This window comes from Paenibacillus sp. P32E (assembly GCF_001909085.1).
Taxonomy (GTDB): domain Bacteria; phylum Bacillota; class Bacilli; order Paenibacillales; family Paenibacillaceae; genus Paenibacillus_AQ; species Paenibacillus_AQ helianthi.
On the sequence record NZ_LVYY01000024.1, the window covers coordinates 19,381 to 36,053 of the forward strand.

At 52.3% G+C, this 16,673-nt stretch carries 15 protein-coding genes; 9 read left to right on the plus strand and 6 right to left on the minus strand.

All coding sequences use genetic code 11. From position 1 onward, the window contains the following. Nucleotides 1–102: 102 nt before the first annotated feature. Nucleotides 103–2,445 carry a UvrD-helicase domain-containing protein gene (locus A3848_RS19920; protein ID WP_074086613.1) on the minus strand — a complete coding sequence of 781 codons (2,343 nt, stop codon included), beginning with the start codon at nt 2,443–2,445 and terminating at the stop codon, nt 103–105. 151 nt (nt 2,446–2,596) lie between these two features. Here A3848_RS19920 and A3848_RS19925 point away from each other — a divergent pair, with 151 nt between their 5' ends. Next, nucleotides 2,597–3,151: a hypothetical protein gene (locus A3848_RS19925; protein ID WP_244169830.1), complete on the plus strand. Its 555-nt coding sequence runs from the start codon at nt 2,597–2,599 to the stop codon at nt 3,149–3,151. A gap of 24 nt (nt 3,152–3,175) precedes the next feature. On the opposite strand, the gene A3848_RS19930 is transcribed toward A3848_RS19925, so the two are convergent. Continuing rightward, nucleotides 3,176–3,625, minus strand: coding sequence for an Imm30 family immunity protein (locus A3848_RS19930; protein ID WP_074086869.1), 450 nt, complete (start codon nt 3,623–3,625; stop codon nt 3,176–3,178). 209 nt (nt 3,626–3,834) lie between these two features. On the opposite strand from A3848_RS19930, the gene A3848_RS19935 reads away from it, so the two are divergent. Beyond that, nucleotides 3,835–4,002 carry an aspartyl-phosphate phosphatase Spo0E family protein gene (locus A3848_RS19935; RefSeq protein WP_074086614.1) on the plus strand — a complete coding sequence of 56 codons (168 nt, stop codon included), beginning with the start codon at nt 3,835–3,837 and terminating at the stop codon, nt 4,000–4,002. A 312-nt stretch (nt 4,003–4,314) separates the two neighbouring features. Here A3848_RS19935 and A3848_RS33045 read toward each other — a convergent pair whose 3' ends face one another. Then, complete coding sequence (locus A3848_RS33045) at nt 4,315–4,440, minus strand: hypothetical protein (protein ID WP_256702483.1); 126 nt, start codon at nt 4,438–4,440, stop codon at nt 4,315–4,317. 160 nt (nt 4,441–4,600) lie between these two features. Between A3848_RS33045 and A3848_RS19940 the strand changes: the two genes are divergently transcribed. Further along, nucleotides 4,601–5,842, plus strand: coding sequence for a DUF445 domain-containing protein (locus tag A3848_RS19940; protein WP_074086615.1), 1,242 nt, complete (start codon nt 4,601–4,603; stop codon nt 5,840–5,842). Nucleotides 5,843–5,958: 116 nt separating this feature from the next. On the opposite strand, the gene A3848_RS19945 is transcribed toward A3848_RS19940, so the two are convergent. From A3848_RS19945 to A3848_RS19955, 3 genes are all read right to left on the minus strand, one after another. Then, nucleotides 5,959–6,285, minus strand: a complete 327-nt coding sequence (locus tag A3848_RS19945) for a P-II family nitrogen regulator (protein ID WP_074086616.1) — start codon at nt 6,283–6,285, stop codon at nt 5,959–5,961. A 174-nt stretch (nt 6,286–6,459) separates the two neighbouring features. Further along, nucleotides 6,460–7,590, minus strand: a complete 1,131-nt coding sequence (locus A3848_RS19950; protein ID WP_074086617.1) for a glycosyltransferase family 4 protein — start codon at nt 7,588–7,590, stop codon at nt 6,460–6,462. Between the two features lie 82 nt (nt 7,591–7,672). Continuing rightward, complete coding sequence (locus A3848_RS19955; RefSeq protein ID WP_074086618.1) at nt 7,673–8,491, minus strand: hypothetical protein; 819 nt, start codon at nt 8,489–8,491, stop codon at nt 7,673–7,675. Between the two features lie 292 nt (nt 8,492–8,783). On the opposite strand from A3848_RS19955, the gene A3848_RS19960 reads away from it, so the two are divergent. From A3848_RS19960 to A3848_RS33050, 6 genes are all read left to right on the plus strand, one after another. Next, a complete protein-coding gene (locus tag A3848_RS19960; protein ID WP_074086619.1) occupies nt 8,784–12,326 on the plus strand; it encodes a PAS domain S-box protein in 3,543 nt (1,180 codons plus the stop codon). Next, complete coding sequence (locus A3848_RS19965; RefSeq protein WP_074086620.1) at nt 12,323–12,934, plus strand: C39 family peptidase; 612 nt, start codon at nt 12,323–12,325, stop codon at nt 12,932–12,934. The genes A3848_RS19960 and A3848_RS19965 overlap by 4 nt, the downstream gene beginning before the upstream one ends. A 138-nt stretch (nt 12,935–13,072) precedes the next feature. Then, nucleotides 13,073–15,031: a type I pullulanase gene (gene pulA, locus A3848_RS19970; protein WP_074086621.1), complete on the plus strand. Its 1,959-nt coding sequence runs from the start codon at nt 13,073–13,075 to the stop codon at nt 15,029–15,031. A 207-nt stretch (nt 15,032–15,238) separates the two neighbouring features. Then, complete coding sequence (locus tag A3848_RS19975; RefSeq protein WP_074086622.1) at nt 15,239–15,565, plus strand: PadR family transcriptional regulator; 327 nt, start codon at nt 15,239–15,241, stop codon at nt 15,563–15,565. A gap of 6 nt (nt 15,566–15,571) precedes the next feature. Then, entirely contained in the window at nt 15,572–16,363 is a 792-nt protein-coding gene (locus A3848_RS19980; RefSeq protein WP_256702485.1) for a permease prefix domain 1-containing protein, read from the plus strand. 12 nt (nt 16,364–16,375) lie between these two features. Continuing rightward, nucleotides 16,376–16,525, plus strand: a complete 150-nt coding sequence (locus A3848_RS33050) for a hypothetical protein (RefSeq protein ID WP_256702487.1) — start codon at nt 16,376–16,378, stop codon at nt 16,523–16,525. Nucleotides 16,526–16,673 lie beyond the last annotated feature (148 nt).

The following is a 16,673-nucleotide window of genomic DNA, read 5'->3' on the forward strand; positions in this document are numbered from 1 at the left end:
AGAAGGGGTTTTTGTAGTTTGCGGTGTACAAAACGCCAGCAGCGCCTGATACAGGCACTGCTGGCGTTTTGGGTCCGGGACCATTCTTAGAGCACCCCCACGTTACACCGGGACTTCCCGGCTGCTCTTCTCCATCGGGGAGCTACACAGCGGGCATGGTTTGGAGGACAGGTGATCCTCGGCGCCGCCTACCTTCATCCTTGTCCAGCCCGGACAGCTGCTTCCGGTGCAATTCCAGACGGGAACCGTATGGGTTCTTCCCCCGTGGGATCGGCCGGAGGAAGTGCGTGCTGCTACCGGGGTTCTGCTTACGGCAGCTGCGCTGGCCGGAGTAGCCGGGGCAGCAGATACGGCAGAGCGGAAGGCGGACAGCATAAATCTGGAGACCTCCGCCTTCTTGCCCCGGTGCCGCGCTGGCGAGCTGATGAACAGTTCCTCGCGGGCCCGGGTCACGGCCACATAAGCCAGCCGCCGCTCCTCTTCAAGCGCGTCGAGGCCTGCTGCATTGCCGACAACTACCGTGCTGCTTTTGCTGCCCGGTGCTGTTTTTGCAGTTTTCCGGTCCTTCAGCCGCTCGCCCTCCAGCGCGGAGCTATGAGGGAGAATGCCTTCGGATGCCCCGATCAGGAAGACTACCGGGAACTCCAGCCCTTTCGACTTATGAATCGTCATCAGCGCAACCCGGTTTCCTTGCTCTTTGAGGCCGGGTAGGCGTCTCTGCTCATTGCGTTCAGTCACATGATCGATGAACTCCAGGAATACCGGGAGGCTGTCGAACCGTTCCGCTGACGCTTCCAGCTCATCGAGCATTTCTTTTAGCATCTCCCGGTGGAGAGTGGCTTGATGCCGCTCATTGGCTTCGATGAAGTAGTCATAGAAGGTAGTGCGGATCTGGCGGATTGCCTGGACGGGAGTCAACTGAGCCAAGCCACGGATCAGCTCCAGCCGTTCCTTCAGCTTTGCGCCTTTGAAATCCTCCATCCCCGGCAGGGACATCAGGTGAATCAGCGGCCCTTGCTTGGGCTGTACGGCTTCCATCCGGCGGATGTGGTTCATGCCTTTTTCCCGGTTCATGTACAGAGTCGGCAGAATATTCTCTATCGCTGCGAAGTTTCGCCGGTTCAGCGACAACCGCAGATGATCGAGTACCGGAGAGATCAGCCAATGCTCGTAGAGCAGCTGGCCTTCACCGTAGTCAATATACGGAACATCACGCAGCAGCAGCAGCTCCAGCAAAGCCCGGTTGCTGCTGGAAGCACGGTAGAGCAGAGCGAAATCGCTGTATGCTCGATTTCCGCCAGCCACCTCACTCAGGATATGATCCACGATCTGCTCGGCTTCCTCGTCCGCCGTCTGCGGGCGCAGGTACCGGGGCTGGCGTCCGCTGCCCTTGGCCGCTTGCAGAGTTTTGGATCTACGCCGCCTATTGTGGCGGATAATTCCGTTGCCGAGGCCGACAATCGCGGGGCCGGAACGGTAATTAATATCGAGTGTGATAACCCTGGCACCCGGATATAACTTCTCGAATTCAAGAATGAACTCGCTGCGCGCTCCGTTGAAGGAATAGATCGTCTGGTCATCGTCACCGACCACCATCAGATTATGCTGCGGGTGGGCGATCATTTTGACAAGCTCATACTGCAGCGCATTCGTATCCTGGAACTCATCAACCATTACATACAGAAACCTCATCTGCAGCTCCAGCAAAAGCGCGGGCTTCTCCCTTAGCATCCGGTAGGCGATCAGCAGCACATCATCAAAGTCGATTTTGAAATTGTCGGTCTTCCACTGCTCATAGAGCATCAGAACCGCCTTCATTTCCTGCTCAGCGGTTGATGTTTCCGGAAGATCGCCAGGCTCACCCAGGTTCATCTTGCAGGAGGAGAGCAGAGCTAGCAGGGTTTCCGGGGGATAGGCATCCTTCGGCAGCCCCAGCTCGCGCATGATCTGCTTCAGCAGAATATGCTGGCGGCGGGTCTCATTGAAAATTTCCTGCTGAAGGCCCTGACGGCGCAGGAAATAAAGGAAAAAAGAATGAAACGTGCGGGCCTGCAAGCGGGCGGCGTCACTCTCGCTGACGCCAGGCAACAGGGCGATCCGGTCGCGCATTTCCGCCGCTGCCTTATTGGAGAAGGTCAGCAGCAGCAGTTGACTCGGGGAGATTCCCCGGACGGACAGCAAATATCCGGTTCTGCAGATCAGCACCGAGGTTTTGCCGGAGCCTGCTCCGGCCAGGGTCAACAGCGGGCCCTGGTGATGCCGCACCGCAGCGATCTGCGGAGAGTTGAGCAGAATTCCGCCCTCCTCCAGCCTGCGGAAGTAAGCACCATCGGGGTCTCCGGGCTTCACGATGTCGCGGCTTGTCCGGGTAGAAGCGATGTTCGCCTGCGGAATGCGTTCACCGGTAGCTCCCAGCGGTATATTGTGAAATAAAAGCTTGTTCATTGGATTCACCTTCGTTTATATCATTGCGGGATAAATTAAATTTTAGCCGATCTATACTATACCATCAGATTTGCAATGTTGTCCCTGCAATCGACGAATTGGAACAGTTCTACTTAATTAAATCGGTTAAGGGTGTCACTCCTTGGGTGCTGTGAATATTCTGACTAGTATACGTATGCTATGCTCTGAAATCTATTACGGCAAAGGTGTGATCGTGATGAAGCCTGTCACCCGGATAAGAAAGCCGGCAGTGAAAAGGAAACACCCGGGCCTTCTGGCAGGCCCTCCAAAAACCTTGCTCTACCAGAGCCCGAAGTATGGCTTCAGCATCAGGCTCCCCCGCAGCTGGAAATGCTACACAGTGGTCAGAAGCAGAACCCGGCGGCTGGAGGATGCAGAATACGCTCTGGATTTCCTTTTTAAATATAAAGGGAAAGTCTATGAATCGGCGCTCACACTGCTGGTGTTCCGGATGACTCTGAAGCAGTGGCGGGCCAAGGGCTACGATGAATCCCCGATAGTCAGACTGGCTGTGCGTAACGGGCTAATCTACGCTTACATGGTGCCCGAGGAGCTTCCCGACGAGTTTCTGAATGCCAAAGGCGATGACTATGATTATGCAAGATTCGGCAGACCGATCCGCATCCTGTCCCGCATGGTAAATGACGATATCCCCGGAATCGTCCGAACGTTCAAGCTTCGCTGATCTTGTCCGCCCGTCCGTGGTGTTTCATTGTAATTGTCCAAGAACGGCATTAACCTTGCGCTCATATGTCCTCGGGTTGTCCTCTTTGATCTCCTCCAGCAGAAACGCCAGTGATTTCTTGATTCTTGGGCTCATTCCGGCGGCGATATCGGCGTATTCCCTGCGGCTGATGTCGTCGTCCAGAATTCTTTGGTTCAGCACAATGGCCCAGTTGCGCGCATTCTCCAGCATGTCCGGCAGGGACTCCAGCAGCTGCGTAAGGTACATCTCCATCTGGTAGCTCTCCACGAAATGGACAAGTCCGAACATAATCTCCTCCTGCTCGGTATCATCATCGAAGACGCGGAAGATTTGCTGGATCACTGCATCCTCTGTATCTCCAGCCAGGCCTTCCAGGGCCAGATCAAATGCCTCGCATTCCAGCTCTGTCCGCAGCATACGGTTATGATATAACTGGGCAATCCCAGGATACATATTCAACTTGTGATTCCCCCTAATGTTTGTATTGTTTGGCATTTCGGCAATCTCCCGTACATATTAACATATTAGCATTCAGGCAGGGGAGCGCAGGGCTGGTCCATTAACCGGATATTCGGGCATTGTGCAAATAAATAGGCGCGGTTCAATACGGGTTCCGTTTTTTGACAGCTTGTACTAAAATATTACACAGAGGAGGTGGAACGATGCAGAACAATGATAGTGCGACACTGCTTCGTGTAGAACGTGCCAGGGAGAAGCTATACCAGATGCAAAAAAAATACGGGTTCTTGACACATCCCAAGGTGATTGAACAGTCTGTAGCTTTGGATCATCTGCTTAATCAATACAGCACTCCAAAAACCGTCTGCTAACGGGGTACCTTTATTAAATACGAATAGGGAGGAAAATTATGTTTATTCCAATTCTGACTGCACTGACAACGACGCAACATTTGATCCTTTTAATTTTGCTAACGGTGAATATTGGAGCTATATACTGCATCGTCAGATATAGAGCAGGCCGGCACTAGGACTCTCATTATTCCCCCTACCTCTCTTCAAAATAGATGTGCATACCCCCAGTGGCACTATTCTTCGCGTAGCTCCCCGCAACAAAGTCGGCCGTTTCTTTTAGAACCGGTGCGGCGTTCTTCGTGGCAATTCGGTAGCCGGCCAGCCCGATCATCAATAGGTTCGCATCCAGCCCGTCTCCTCTTGAATATCCTCATCATACAGCTCGAACTGTTCTTCCACACTTCCCCGGCTTGTCGAGCTCCATACATACGTTATCTTCTGTGAATCCCTCATCATACAATTCAGGAATCCCGTTCATCCAGCACATTCCAGCTCCGCCGGGAGCAATTACTCTTAGTCCAGTAATGGAGGATTTTTCGAAAAGAGTTCTGCCGTGGTACAATATAAGGCAGACCTACAGATAGCATCCATTCATTTAGGCAAGGGGGAACTGCGAATGAAATCCAGAAATTTAGCGACTATCTCGCTGGCTGTTATGGCCTGCGGTTTTTTGATTACACTCTTTTTGCCGGAAAATTTGACCGTTATCCTGCTGAGGGGCGGCTTTGAGGCCGGACTGGTTGGGGGGATTGCTGACTGGTTCGCCGTCACTGCGCTCTTCCGTCATCCGCTTGGATTGCCCATTCCTCATACCTCACTTCTGCTGAAGAATCGGGACAAAATTATTCAATCGTTGATCTCTGCGATGGAGAATGAGCTGCTGAACAAGGCGAGTATCGAGAACAAACTTCGCAAGATCCACATAGTGGCGCTTGGCAGCACTCTTCTAACCCGGCTGTTCGCCCGGAAAAAAGCGAGAATTGAAATGCTGGAGCAGATCAGAAGCTTCGTACAGAAGCTTCCGGTCATTCAGGCTGTGCCTTATATTCAGTCAGCAGCCGCCAGCTATATCCGTGAAGCGAAGCTTGGATCGGCAGCGGATACCATTATCACCAAGCTCATGAATGACGGGAAGGACGTTGCTGCCCTGGATTATGCACTGGGTGGAATCTCCGGCTGGACGGCCCGTCCTGAGACACGGGCGATGCTGGGCAAGATCGCCAGCGAGAAATTGGCTGAGGTGAAGCTGGGCGGACTCAAGGGAATGGCTTTTCAGGCTTTCGTCGGATTTGTGGATGCCGAGATGCTGGGAGAAATGCTGCAGGGTATGGTGCAATCCGGTATCCGTGATTTCCGCGAAGAGGATAGTCCTTATCGTGACCAGATCATCCAGGAGATCCGTGTTGCCATTTTTCAACTGGTGAATGACGAGGCGCGGATCGCTGCGATTAAGGATTGGGGCTTGAATGAACTGCAGAGTGAATCCACTGTGGCGTTCCTGCAGGAGCAGCTTGAAGGATTCCGCGGCAAGGCGGTTGCCCTGCTGGAAGAAGAGAAGTCTGCGGGGGGGCGCAGGCTGTTTGGACTGTATGCCATGCTGGCCCGCCGTGTCAGCAAGGAGCAGGAGTGGATTCAAGGCTGGGAGGAGCGGATTCGTGCTTCCCTGATCAACTTCGTAGAAGCGAATCATTACCGGCTGGGGCTTCTGGTCAAAGAAAACCTGGATCAGATGGATGACGCCAGTCTGGTAGATATGCTGGAGGATAAGGTGGGTAAGGATCTGCAATGGATTCGGGTCAATGGCGCGGTGTGCGGCTTTGTAGTGGGGCTGGTCCTGACCGTTATCCAGATGTTTTGAACCGGAGAGCATTAGTATACAAAAAGGCAGCAAGCGGTATCCCCTGAATCAGATTCTGAACAGGGATGCGCTTTGCTGCCTTTTTCGCAGGTGCTTATCATAGATGGACAAGTAGCCTATAACTGGTTCTTTCCGTTGCTGATCGTGTAGGCTTCCTGCACAGGCAGCACGAATATTTTACCGTCACCGAAGGAGCCGTGCTCACCGGTTCTTGCCGTTCTCATAATAATGCTGATGACATCTTCCTTCTCATCATCCTGGATGACGATCATCAGCAGCTTCTTGGAGATTTGATCATAATGATTGGTGCCGACCTGAATCCCTTTTTGTTTGCCGCGGCCGAGCAGATCCATCTTACTGATGGAGGGGAAACCGGCAAGCAGCAGTTCAGCCATAACTGCATCCGCCTTCTCGGGTCTTACTATAGCCTTGATCATTAACATAACGATGCACCCTTTCTACAGCGAATAGTGTGTTGTAGGGGGTTGCCAATGTCTAGGTAGCCGTATAAGTGATACATTTGCATAATGGCAACGCTTACAATCTGAGTATAATATTAACTGTAGCTGTATCCTGCGAATATGATCACAAATTCTGTGTTACACATTGTCGCATAGTCAGGGAGCTGGCAGCTTCCCTGAATTCTCCTTATATGGCAAAAGAACACGGTACAGATTCTCCATTGCTGCCGCCGTCTGCTGCCATCCGAAATTCTGCAGCGCGTCACTCCGCCCCTGGAGTCCGATTCTGGCTGCCAGCTGCGGCTGGCGGCCTATCTGCAGCAGGTATTTGGCGAATGGAGCCGCTTCACGGTAACGATCCACTAAATATCCGTTATGACCGGATACGATGATCTCCCGGATACCGCCGTTGTTCGAGGCGATGACCGGCAGTGCTGAGGCCATTGCCTCCACGTTGACCAGTCCGAAGGATTCATGCCGCTGGGACGGGCAGACGAAGACATCGGCGGCCTGGTACAGACCATGAATATCTTCATGGGCGATCTTACCGATAAAGGTGACCCGAACCCCCAGGCGCCGGGACATGGCCTTAAGCTGCCGGATATACCGCGGCTTGCCGTGGCCGGCGATAATCAACTGTGCCGGCAGACGTCTATTGAGCAGTCGCATGGCTCTAATTAATATGGGCACTCCCTTACGGGGGATAATCCGTCCGACGAACAGAACGGTAAAAACAGGGCCCAGGCGAAAGATCCTGCGCGCCTGCTGCTTTTCCGCTTGCTCTGCGGGGAAAAACCGGGTCAAGTCGGCACCTAGTGGTACCACCCGGATGTTTCCGCCCAGACCGTGGAACCGCCGGGACAGTCTCTGCTGCAGCGAACGGCTGTTGACCGCGATAAGATCAGCCCTTGCCAGGCTGCGGGCAATCCGGGTTTCAGCCGGAACAAAGGTCAAGGAGTGGAGGAACAGGACCACCGGTGTGCGTGGATGCCGGCGCTTAACGGCGGCCATCAGCTGGGGGCGGTTGTCGACTTGTATCACATCGAAATGCTCCCCTTCAAGGTAGTCCAGCACCGAAGCAAGATAACGTGCAGGTGTACCTGAAGCCAGACGGATCATGTGCACCTGCTCCAGTTTATCGGCTTCGGGAAGTCCCGGAGCCTTCCGGCTTACGATTGTCACTGTATGCCGCCGGGCCAGTTCTCTGGCGATTGCCCAGATACAGATTTCCACAGAGCCATCTCCCGGCACCGGAAACTGTTCCGGCGCGATCATACAGATATGCATAGATGTAAGCCTCCTTCATCCTATAGCTGTGCCTCTTACCTAACATATGCCGATAAGCAGGCGGAAGACACATTTGTGGGGATCAGGATGTAATCTGTCTGGAGGCGGCTGCGATTACAGCGGCAACCTTTTGTTCCAGTTCAATAATCTTTTGCTTGCTGGCTGCGATCTGCTGGTGGCCGGAGAGCAATGATGTCAAGGAGCCGCCAGTCAGGGCAGGGTTCTTCTTGCGGATGGCAGATTTGAAGTCACTCCAATCTGCAGTCAGGCGTTTGTTCAGTGAAACGGCAACACTTTTCTGTGTCTTGATGGACGTCTGCGGACTTTCAATCCCGGCCAGTGTCTTGCGTACTGCAGCTATTTTCTTGGTCCGGATATCCTTGGCGGCTTTGAGTTGTGCTTCTTGGTCGCGGATGTCCTGGCGTGCCATCTGGACAAGGATTTTCATAGCATCGGACTGGGCACGCAGTATAGAATTTAAGGACTTGTCCTTAAGGCCCCTGAGCAGGGAGATGCGGGTGTTCAGCGCACTGTACTGGTCAAAGAGTGGCTGGTAGCGGCCCTTGGTGCTGACAACCACAGCACTAAGCCGGGTTACAGTGGCCTGATCAATATTCTTGATTTGCTCCTTCACGGCTATGAGTGACTGTGCGTTGTCTTCATGAAGCTTGCGGATTTGTTCCTCTCTGCTGTCATATTGCGCCGACAATGCAGACAATTCGCTGTACTGGCTCTTCAGCTTGCTTCTTGATGAAGAATCGGCAACCGCGGCAGTTAAATCAAAAGCGGCCTGAATCGAAGGGGTTAGCTCCGTTCCGGAAGCTGCCGTCAGACCTGCAAGGGGCAGCGATAGAAGCAGCAACGACAGAAGGGCCAGGACAGCATGTTTAAGAGTATTCATTTTTCTCCTCCTATGGGGTCATCCGTCTGCCTGTACCCAACAAAAAAAGCACCCGTAGCAAAGGCTAATAAGCCTTCATTACGGGTGCTTCCGGTAACAGGTCACGAATAAATTATTAACTTAAACTATAGATGAACCTCCTATATCCGTCAATATTTACAATTTATTTTGTTCTCATTTGAAAAAAGGGGCGGCTCATTTCTTTCCTTAATTCTCTTATCGTATACTTGGGTAAATAGACAACAGTGAGTCTGCACCAGCAGCGGCTCGTGATGAGGGAGGCCTGATTGATTTGGATAACAATAACAGGGGAATTCTGGATCAAGCGTTCCTGATGTCTCCGATGGGGATGGGAGTATTGTCTTCAGAAGAGGCCAAGTGGATAAAAGTTAATCCTGCTTTCTGTCAACTTCTTGGCTGCAGTGAACAGGAGTTCCTGGCGGAGGGTTTGCTCTACAATGCTTCTGCTTCGCGGGAGGAAGCCCGGCAATTGCACAACCATCTTATAAATGAACTAGACTCTTCTGCGGCGGGCTCTCTGGTCAAGGAGAAAAGATTCCAAGCCCGTTCGGGACGTACGGTATGGCTTCTGCTTACATTCGTCAAGGCTATGGAGGGCCTGGCTTACCGGCATGTTATCGTGTACGCCCAGGATATTACCGACCGCAAAATTGCCGATCAGCTGACCGTGGACAGCCGTGATTTGTATGATTTATTTATAAAAGACGAACAAACGATGATTTCCTTCACCCTGCCTGATGGAACGCTGAGTTTCATTTCTCCTTCTTCGCTGCTGCAAATCGGTTTCGCCCCTGAGGAGTTAATTGGTAAGAACCGGCTGGAGTTCTACCATCCAGATGATACTGAAGGAATGAATAACCAGTCCGAAGGACTCCTGGAGAATAAAATCAATGTCCGCCGGCTGCGCCATAAAGAGGGGCATTATCTGTGGTTCGAGTCTTCTTTTCATATCATCCGTGATGAAAACGGTGAAGTCGTACGGATCATGGGCGTTGGCCGTAATGTGAACAGCCGCAAGCTGAACGAGGAGGCCTTGGCCACTGCCCAGCGGGTTGCCAAAATAGGCTCCTGGGTTTGGGATTTGTCCAAAGAAAGGCTGACGTTCTCAGAAGAGCTGCAGCGGATGCTCCACTTTAGTACAGGGAAGAACGTGAATTATAAGACCTTCCTGTCTCTGGTGTATCCTGAGGACATGGTACTGCTGACTGAGGGGGTCGAACGGGCTGTGGAAAAAGGGGAATCCGGCGAAACCTCCTTCCGTCTGGTTCTTTCTGATGCCACAGTACTTGCAGTACACATTCAGTGGGATGTCATGCGCGGTCCCGACGGCAAGCCTGTGCAGCTGATCGGCATGATGCAGGATATTACCGAGCGGCGGCAGATGGAGCAGCAGCTTAGAGAGAGCGAACGGAATTACCGGCTGATGTCAGAGAACTCCATCGATATGATTTCGCGTCAATCGGTAGCAGGCACTGTCTTTCTCTATTGCTCTTCTGCCAGCCGCTCCCTGCTGGGCTACGAGCCCGAGGAGATGGTAGGGACAAGTGCCTTGGATTACCTGCATCCCGATGACCTGCAGCGGTTGAAGAAGACACTGGCCGAAAGTGAGCACTCCGGATTCATTCCCGTAGTAACCTTCCGGTACCGCCGCAAGGATGGAAGCTACGCCTGGTTTGAGACGAATAGCCGGTATATTTATGATGACCATGGCCAGATCCTGGAGATTATATCAGTCAGCCGTGATATCACCGAGCGCAAGCGTTTTGAATCTATGCTTCAGGAGAGTGAGCAACGCTACAAGTCTCTCTTCGAATATAATCCATCCGCGGTCTATTCCATGAATCTGCAGGGGGATTATCTGACGGCGAATGCCAATCTGGAGGAACTGACAGGTTATAGTCTGGATGAATTGATTGGAATGTATTTTGGACCTATTGTGCATGAGAAGGATATCGCGAAGACCCTGCATCATTTCACACTGGCCAGCCAGGGAGAGCCCCAGAGCTATGATCTGACACTGATCCATAAAGATGGGCATCTTATTGAAATCAATACCATCAATATCCCGATTATTGTCGACAGACAGGTGGTAGGTGTATATGGGATTTCCCGTGATATCACTGAGCGTATCCGGTATACCGAGCAGATTGAGAAGCTCAGCAATGAATACACGCTGATTCTGAATGCGGTGTCCGAAGGTATATTCGGTCTGGATACCGAGGGGAAAATCACCTTCATCAATCCGGCGGGAGAGCGGATACTGGGGTTTGAGCATAACGAAATTATGGGCCGTTCTTACCTGGATCATATCCGGCAAACGGCGCCGGACGGAATTCATTACCGGCCGGAGGATTCTCCCCTGATGCGGGTTATCCGGACAGGAGAGTCCCAGCGGAGTATGGATGCGGTACTGTGGCGCAAGGACGGCTCCAGCTTTCTTGCGGAGTATCAGGCAACACCGCTGTTCGACAAGGGAGAACGCAAAGGGGCGGTTGTTGTATTCAGGGACATTACCGATGAGCAGGAAATTATCCGTGCCAAGGAGTCGGCCGAGAAGGCGGATCAGGCCAAATCCGAGTTTCTTGCGGTGATGAGCCACGAGCTGCGGACCCCGATGAATGGAATTATGGGGATGACAGATCTTCTGGCGGAGACGGAGCTTAATGAGGAACAACGCGGTTATGCGGAGATCATCAGCCAGAGCAGCGCTTCCCTGCTGTATATTCTCAATGAAATTCTGGATTTCAGTAAAATCGAAGCCGGTAAAATGACACTTGCTCATGAACCGGTCAGTGTGGAGTCTGTTATGGAGATGGTTACCGAGCTGTTTTCACCTAAAGCCAGGGAAAAGAATGTCCGGCTATCCAGCCGCATCGCCGAAGATGTTCCAGAGCTGATCATGGGTGACGCGGACCGTCTGCGCCAGGTGCTCGTGAATTTGGTGAGCAATGCGGTCAAGTTTACCGAAGAAGGGCAGGTCTCTATTGCTGTCGAAACGGAATATTGCCCGAACGCCAAGAAGCTGAACCTGAAGTTCAGTGTACGGGATACGGGAATTGGCATTCCAACCGCCAAGCAGCCGCTGCTGTTTCAGTCGTTCTCCCAATTGCATCCGTCTATTAACCGCAAATATGGCGGTACAGGTCTGGGACTTGCGATCTGCAAACGGCTTGTCGAGCTTATGGGCGGAGCGATTGGAGTGGAGAGCGCAGAGGACGAAGGTTCGACCTTCTACTTCACCCTTCCCATCATTACCGATGAGGAGTGGAAAGAGAATAAGGCAGATGACAATCCGTTGCCCATTAATTCTGAAGCACGGAATGGCAGTGTTCCTCCTGAGTCCAATACCAACCAGAACCAAGTACAGCAGGTGGAGAATGGCAGTATACTGCCAGCCGCTAGCCCCGCGCCCGCTCTGCCTGAAGCGAAGTATGGCCCCCTGCGGATATTGGTTGCGGAGGATCATCCCGTCAATCAAAAGCTTATACTGACGATGCTGGAGAAACGGGGGTATAGGGCGGATCTGGTGGAGAATGGCCAGCAGGCGCTTCAGGCCGTTCTTGAGCGTCCGTATGACCTGTTGTTAATGGATATCCAGATGCCCGTGATGAGCGGAATTACTGCGTCGGCCAGAATCAGGGAGCAGGCTCCGCTTCACCACCGGCCGTTCATCGTTGCGGTAACGGCTTATGCCAGACCAGAGGATCGGGAGCGGTGCCTCATGGCAGGCATGGAAGACTTCGTCAGCAAGCCGTTTCTCGCCTCAGATATTGAGCGGATACTCAGGGAACGGAAGGAAAAGATATCCTTATGATCGAGAAAAGGTCTGAATATCGGCTGGAAGTGGAACCATATACACAATGGGAGCCGGGCGTAGCCTCTCCCGGCTCTGCCTGCGGGCCGGCGACCATGGCCGCTTTAATCGAATATTGGCATACCAGGAGAGGTTATGGGCGTATTCCAGGTTCGGGTCATTTTGACTCCAAAGCAGAGCATATCAATTATATATACAGCCATCATGGGGGGACTCCGTTGGGGATGAGTGCGCGCAGTTTTGCCAAAGGCCTTCAGGCCTATATTGGTGCTGCCCTCCCGCGCGTAGAGCGCAGGCGCCGGCCGGTTTCAGTATCCGTTTTTAATGACATGGGGAGGTATCGGGCGGAGATTGACGCCGGGCGACCGGTGGCCGTGAAGTTTGACAAATGGTTCAGCCTCCGCTGGAGGGGAAGGTATGCCTATGATTATCATTGGGTGCTGGGAATCGGATACGATCTGACCGATACGGGAGCGGGACCTGCGCTGATTGTCCAAGATAACGGTATACGCCATAAGAACGGAGGGTTTACCCCTGGCCGGGAGCGCCATATTCCTTATTTGCCGAACCAGCCTATTCTTACCATGGTAGCGCTGAACATAGAATGACGGAACCTGAAATACAGCCGTACAGAATTCATACCCCCGCTCATCCCATCTAAAAAATCTTTCTGTACAAACGTTTGCGCGAAGCGGATAATTAGGTTGTAATATCCATTTAATAAAGGGTAAAGGGGACAGATTGCTTTGTCAGTACAAAGGGAAATGGAAGAAACCATCTTTTATGGGGATCCTGCAGCTACCGGAGGCATTTCCGTATTCGACCAGGATTTTGACGAGCTGTTCAGCTATGACGGAGACGATCTTGGCCTCATCTATACTTCTGCTTACTCCGCCTTTTGTCTATGGGCTCCCACGGCGCAGGAAGCGGAAGTGGTGCTGTACGACTCTTGGCAGCAGACCGCCGGCGACCGCCTGCCCATGATACGTGAGGTGCGGGGGACCTGGAGGCTGACGGTTTCCGGTGATCTGGATGGCAAGCTGTATACCTATCGTGTACGTATCGGGGACCAGTGGAATGAGGCAGCGGACCCATACGCACGTGCAGTCGGTGTAAATGGGGACAGAGCGGCAATTCTTGACCTGCGCAAGACGGATCCTGAGCGTTGGACTACGGATAAGCCGCCTTTGGCGAGCCCTATGGACGCAGTCATCTATGAGCTTCATGTGCGGGATTTGTCCATTCATCCGGCCAGCGGAACTGCCTACAAGGGACAATTTCTGGGTCTCGCCGAAGGCGGAACACGGGGTCCCGGGGGGATTCTGACCGGGCTCGATCATATTGCCGATCTTGGGGTGACGCATGTTCAGCTGCTGCCAGTCTATGACTTAGCCACAGAGAGCGTGGATGAAACCAGGCTGGACCAGCCGTACTATAACTGGGGGTATGATCCGAAGAATTATAACGTGCCGGAGGGCTCTTACGCGACAGACCCGTATCTGCCGGATGTGCGCATTACCGAGCTCAAAACCATGATTCAGGCGCTGCATGACCGTGGTCTGCGCGTAATCATGGATGTGGTCTATAACCATGTGTATGACGGGTACCGTGTGAATTTTACCAAGCTGGTTCCCGGCTATTATCTGCGCTACAAGCGGGACGGCAGTCTGTCAAACGGTTCGGGCTGCGGCAACGATGTCGCTTCCGAGCGGACCATGATGTCCCGGTTTATTGTGGATTCGGTTCTCTACTGGGCCACAGAATATCATATGGACGGCTTCCGGTTTGACCTGATGGGTCTGATTGATGTTGACACGATGGCGGAAATCCGCCGCCGTCTGGATGAAGTCGACCCTTCGATCATGACCATCGGCGAGGGATGGATCATGGAGACCGAGCTTGCCACGGAACGGCTGGCCAATCAGAGTAACGCAGACGCACTGCCGGGAATCGGACAATTTAACGACGGTTTTCGGGACGCGGTGAAGGGCAATATTTTCAGGTATGAGGAACCAGGCTTTATCGGCGGCAGGTCGGGACTGGAACAGGTGGTGAAGACAGGCATTACAGGGGGAGTGGTGTACGGACAGACTATCGGCCAGTTTGCCGATGAACCCCGGCAGTGCGTGAATTATATGGAATGCCACGACAATCATACCTTGTGGGATAAAATCGTCCTGTCCTCTGCCGGAGTATCCGACAAGCAGCGCAGGGCGATGCACCGGCTGGCTTCAGCCATGGTGCTGACGAGCCAGGGGATTCCGTTCCTTCATGCCGGACAGGAATTTATGCGTACCAAAGAAGGTGTGGAGAACAGCTTTGAATCACCGGTAGAGATCAATTGGCTGGACTGGGAGCGCTGCGCTGCTTATGCGGACGAGGTGGCTTACATGAAAAAGCTCATATCGCTGCGCCGGGCACATCCCGCCTTCCGCTTGCACAGTGCAGAGGAAATCCGTGCGAAGCTATTCTTCGAGAAGGCGCCTGCGGGTACAGTGGCATATACGCTTCGGGAGCATGCCGGAGGTGATGCAGCGAAGCACCTGTACGTGGTCTACAATACCAATCCGGGCGGATCAACGCTTTCGCTGCCGCCGCTGGGGGTATGGGAGCCACTGTTTGGGGAGGAACTGGCAGTATTGGGGACAGAGGGGCAACTGACCGTTAAGGGTCTCGGAATGGTCGTTCTGGCCGTTCAGGCTTAGCACGATTAACACCGGAATACCTAGATGAGGAACATGAAGACTGTTTTGTAGGCAGAGCCATCTGCCGACTGGACAGTCTTTTTCCTGTGAAAATTCTAAAAACAGGATTACTTTTGAAATTTAGTACTACACCTGTCGTAGTAATCATGCTACAATATTATTACTACGACAGATGTAGTACGACAGATGCAGTAGGGAGGAAGGATATTGATCAGCAGCGATGTGATCCGCGGATACAACGATACATTTATTCTATATATGCTTTTGGACGGAGAATCCTATGGCTACGAGATATCCAAGAATATCAGGAGGCTGTCGGATGAGAAATATATTATGAAGGAAACCACCCTGTATTCCGCGTTTACCCGGCTGGAGAAGAATGGGTACATCTGCTCGTTTTATAAGGATGAGACCCTGGGGAAGCGGCGTACCTACTACCGCATTACTCCGGAGGGGCTGGCGTATTATCATGACAAATGTGCGGAGTGGCTGATCACCCAGGAAGTTGTGAACAAATTTATTAAGGAGCTGTGATTAGGAATGGAAACCATCATCAGTTATTTGAACAATATGTTTGCCGCTCTCCCCAGAACCGCGCAGATGGATGGGGTCAAGCAGGACCTGCTGTCGAGCATGGAAGAGAAGTACCATGAATTGAAGCAGGAAGGCAAAACCGAAAATGAAGCCGTGGGCATCGTGATTTCCGAGTTTGGCAACATTGATGAACTGATCGAGGAACTTGATATTCCCGTTGAAGGGGAGGAGAACAAGCTTCTGATGCTTGCTCCGGAGGATACATTTAGCTATATGGCTGCCAAAAAGAAATCGGGCTTCATGGTGGGGCTAGGTGTAATGTTGTGCATTATCGGTCCCGCATTGCTGATTCTGCTGAACACTCTGGCCGAGTTCGGATTTCTTAAAGGGGTCATTTCAGAGGATGCTGCATCCATTCTTGGTGTGGTTGCTTTGCTTATACTGGTGGCATTGGCAGTGGGTCTGTTCATTTTCAGCGGCATGATGCTGGAGAAATATAAATATTTGCACGAAGGCTTTAGCCTGCCATATGATTTAGGGTTCGAGATTCAGCACCGCAGTGGTGCATTCGTCCCTACGTATACCTTGTCCATGGTGATGGGCGTATGCCTGTGTGTATTAAGTCCGGTTCCGGTGATTGCATGGTCTCTGATCAATGAAGATTCTACCGGTTATGGCGTGGTCATTTTGCTTCTGCTGATTGCTTTGGCGGTCTTTCTGTTCATTTATTATGGTAACATTAAGGAGAGCTTCAGCTTCCTGCTTAAGGAAGGCGAGTTCGCTCAGGAAAAGAAATAAGAGAAGCACGTCATGGGCAACTTCGCAGCGATTATCTGGCCGGTGGCGGTCTGCATTTTCCTGATCAGCGGATTTGTTTTTGAGAGCTGGGATGTCAACTGGATCGTGTTCCCGGTAACCGCGATAGTCAACTCCGTGTATAGTGCTGCCAAAGAAAAATAACCTCTGATAGCCGCTTTGCCCATCTCCGAAATTTTATCTAAAAATGTGACTTTCCTCATTTAGGCTATACAGGATAGATGATAATATAGAGTCATTTCAGGCGGGAAACCGTCTTGTCACAGCTTCTTGCTTTGCTGCTTTACAGTGA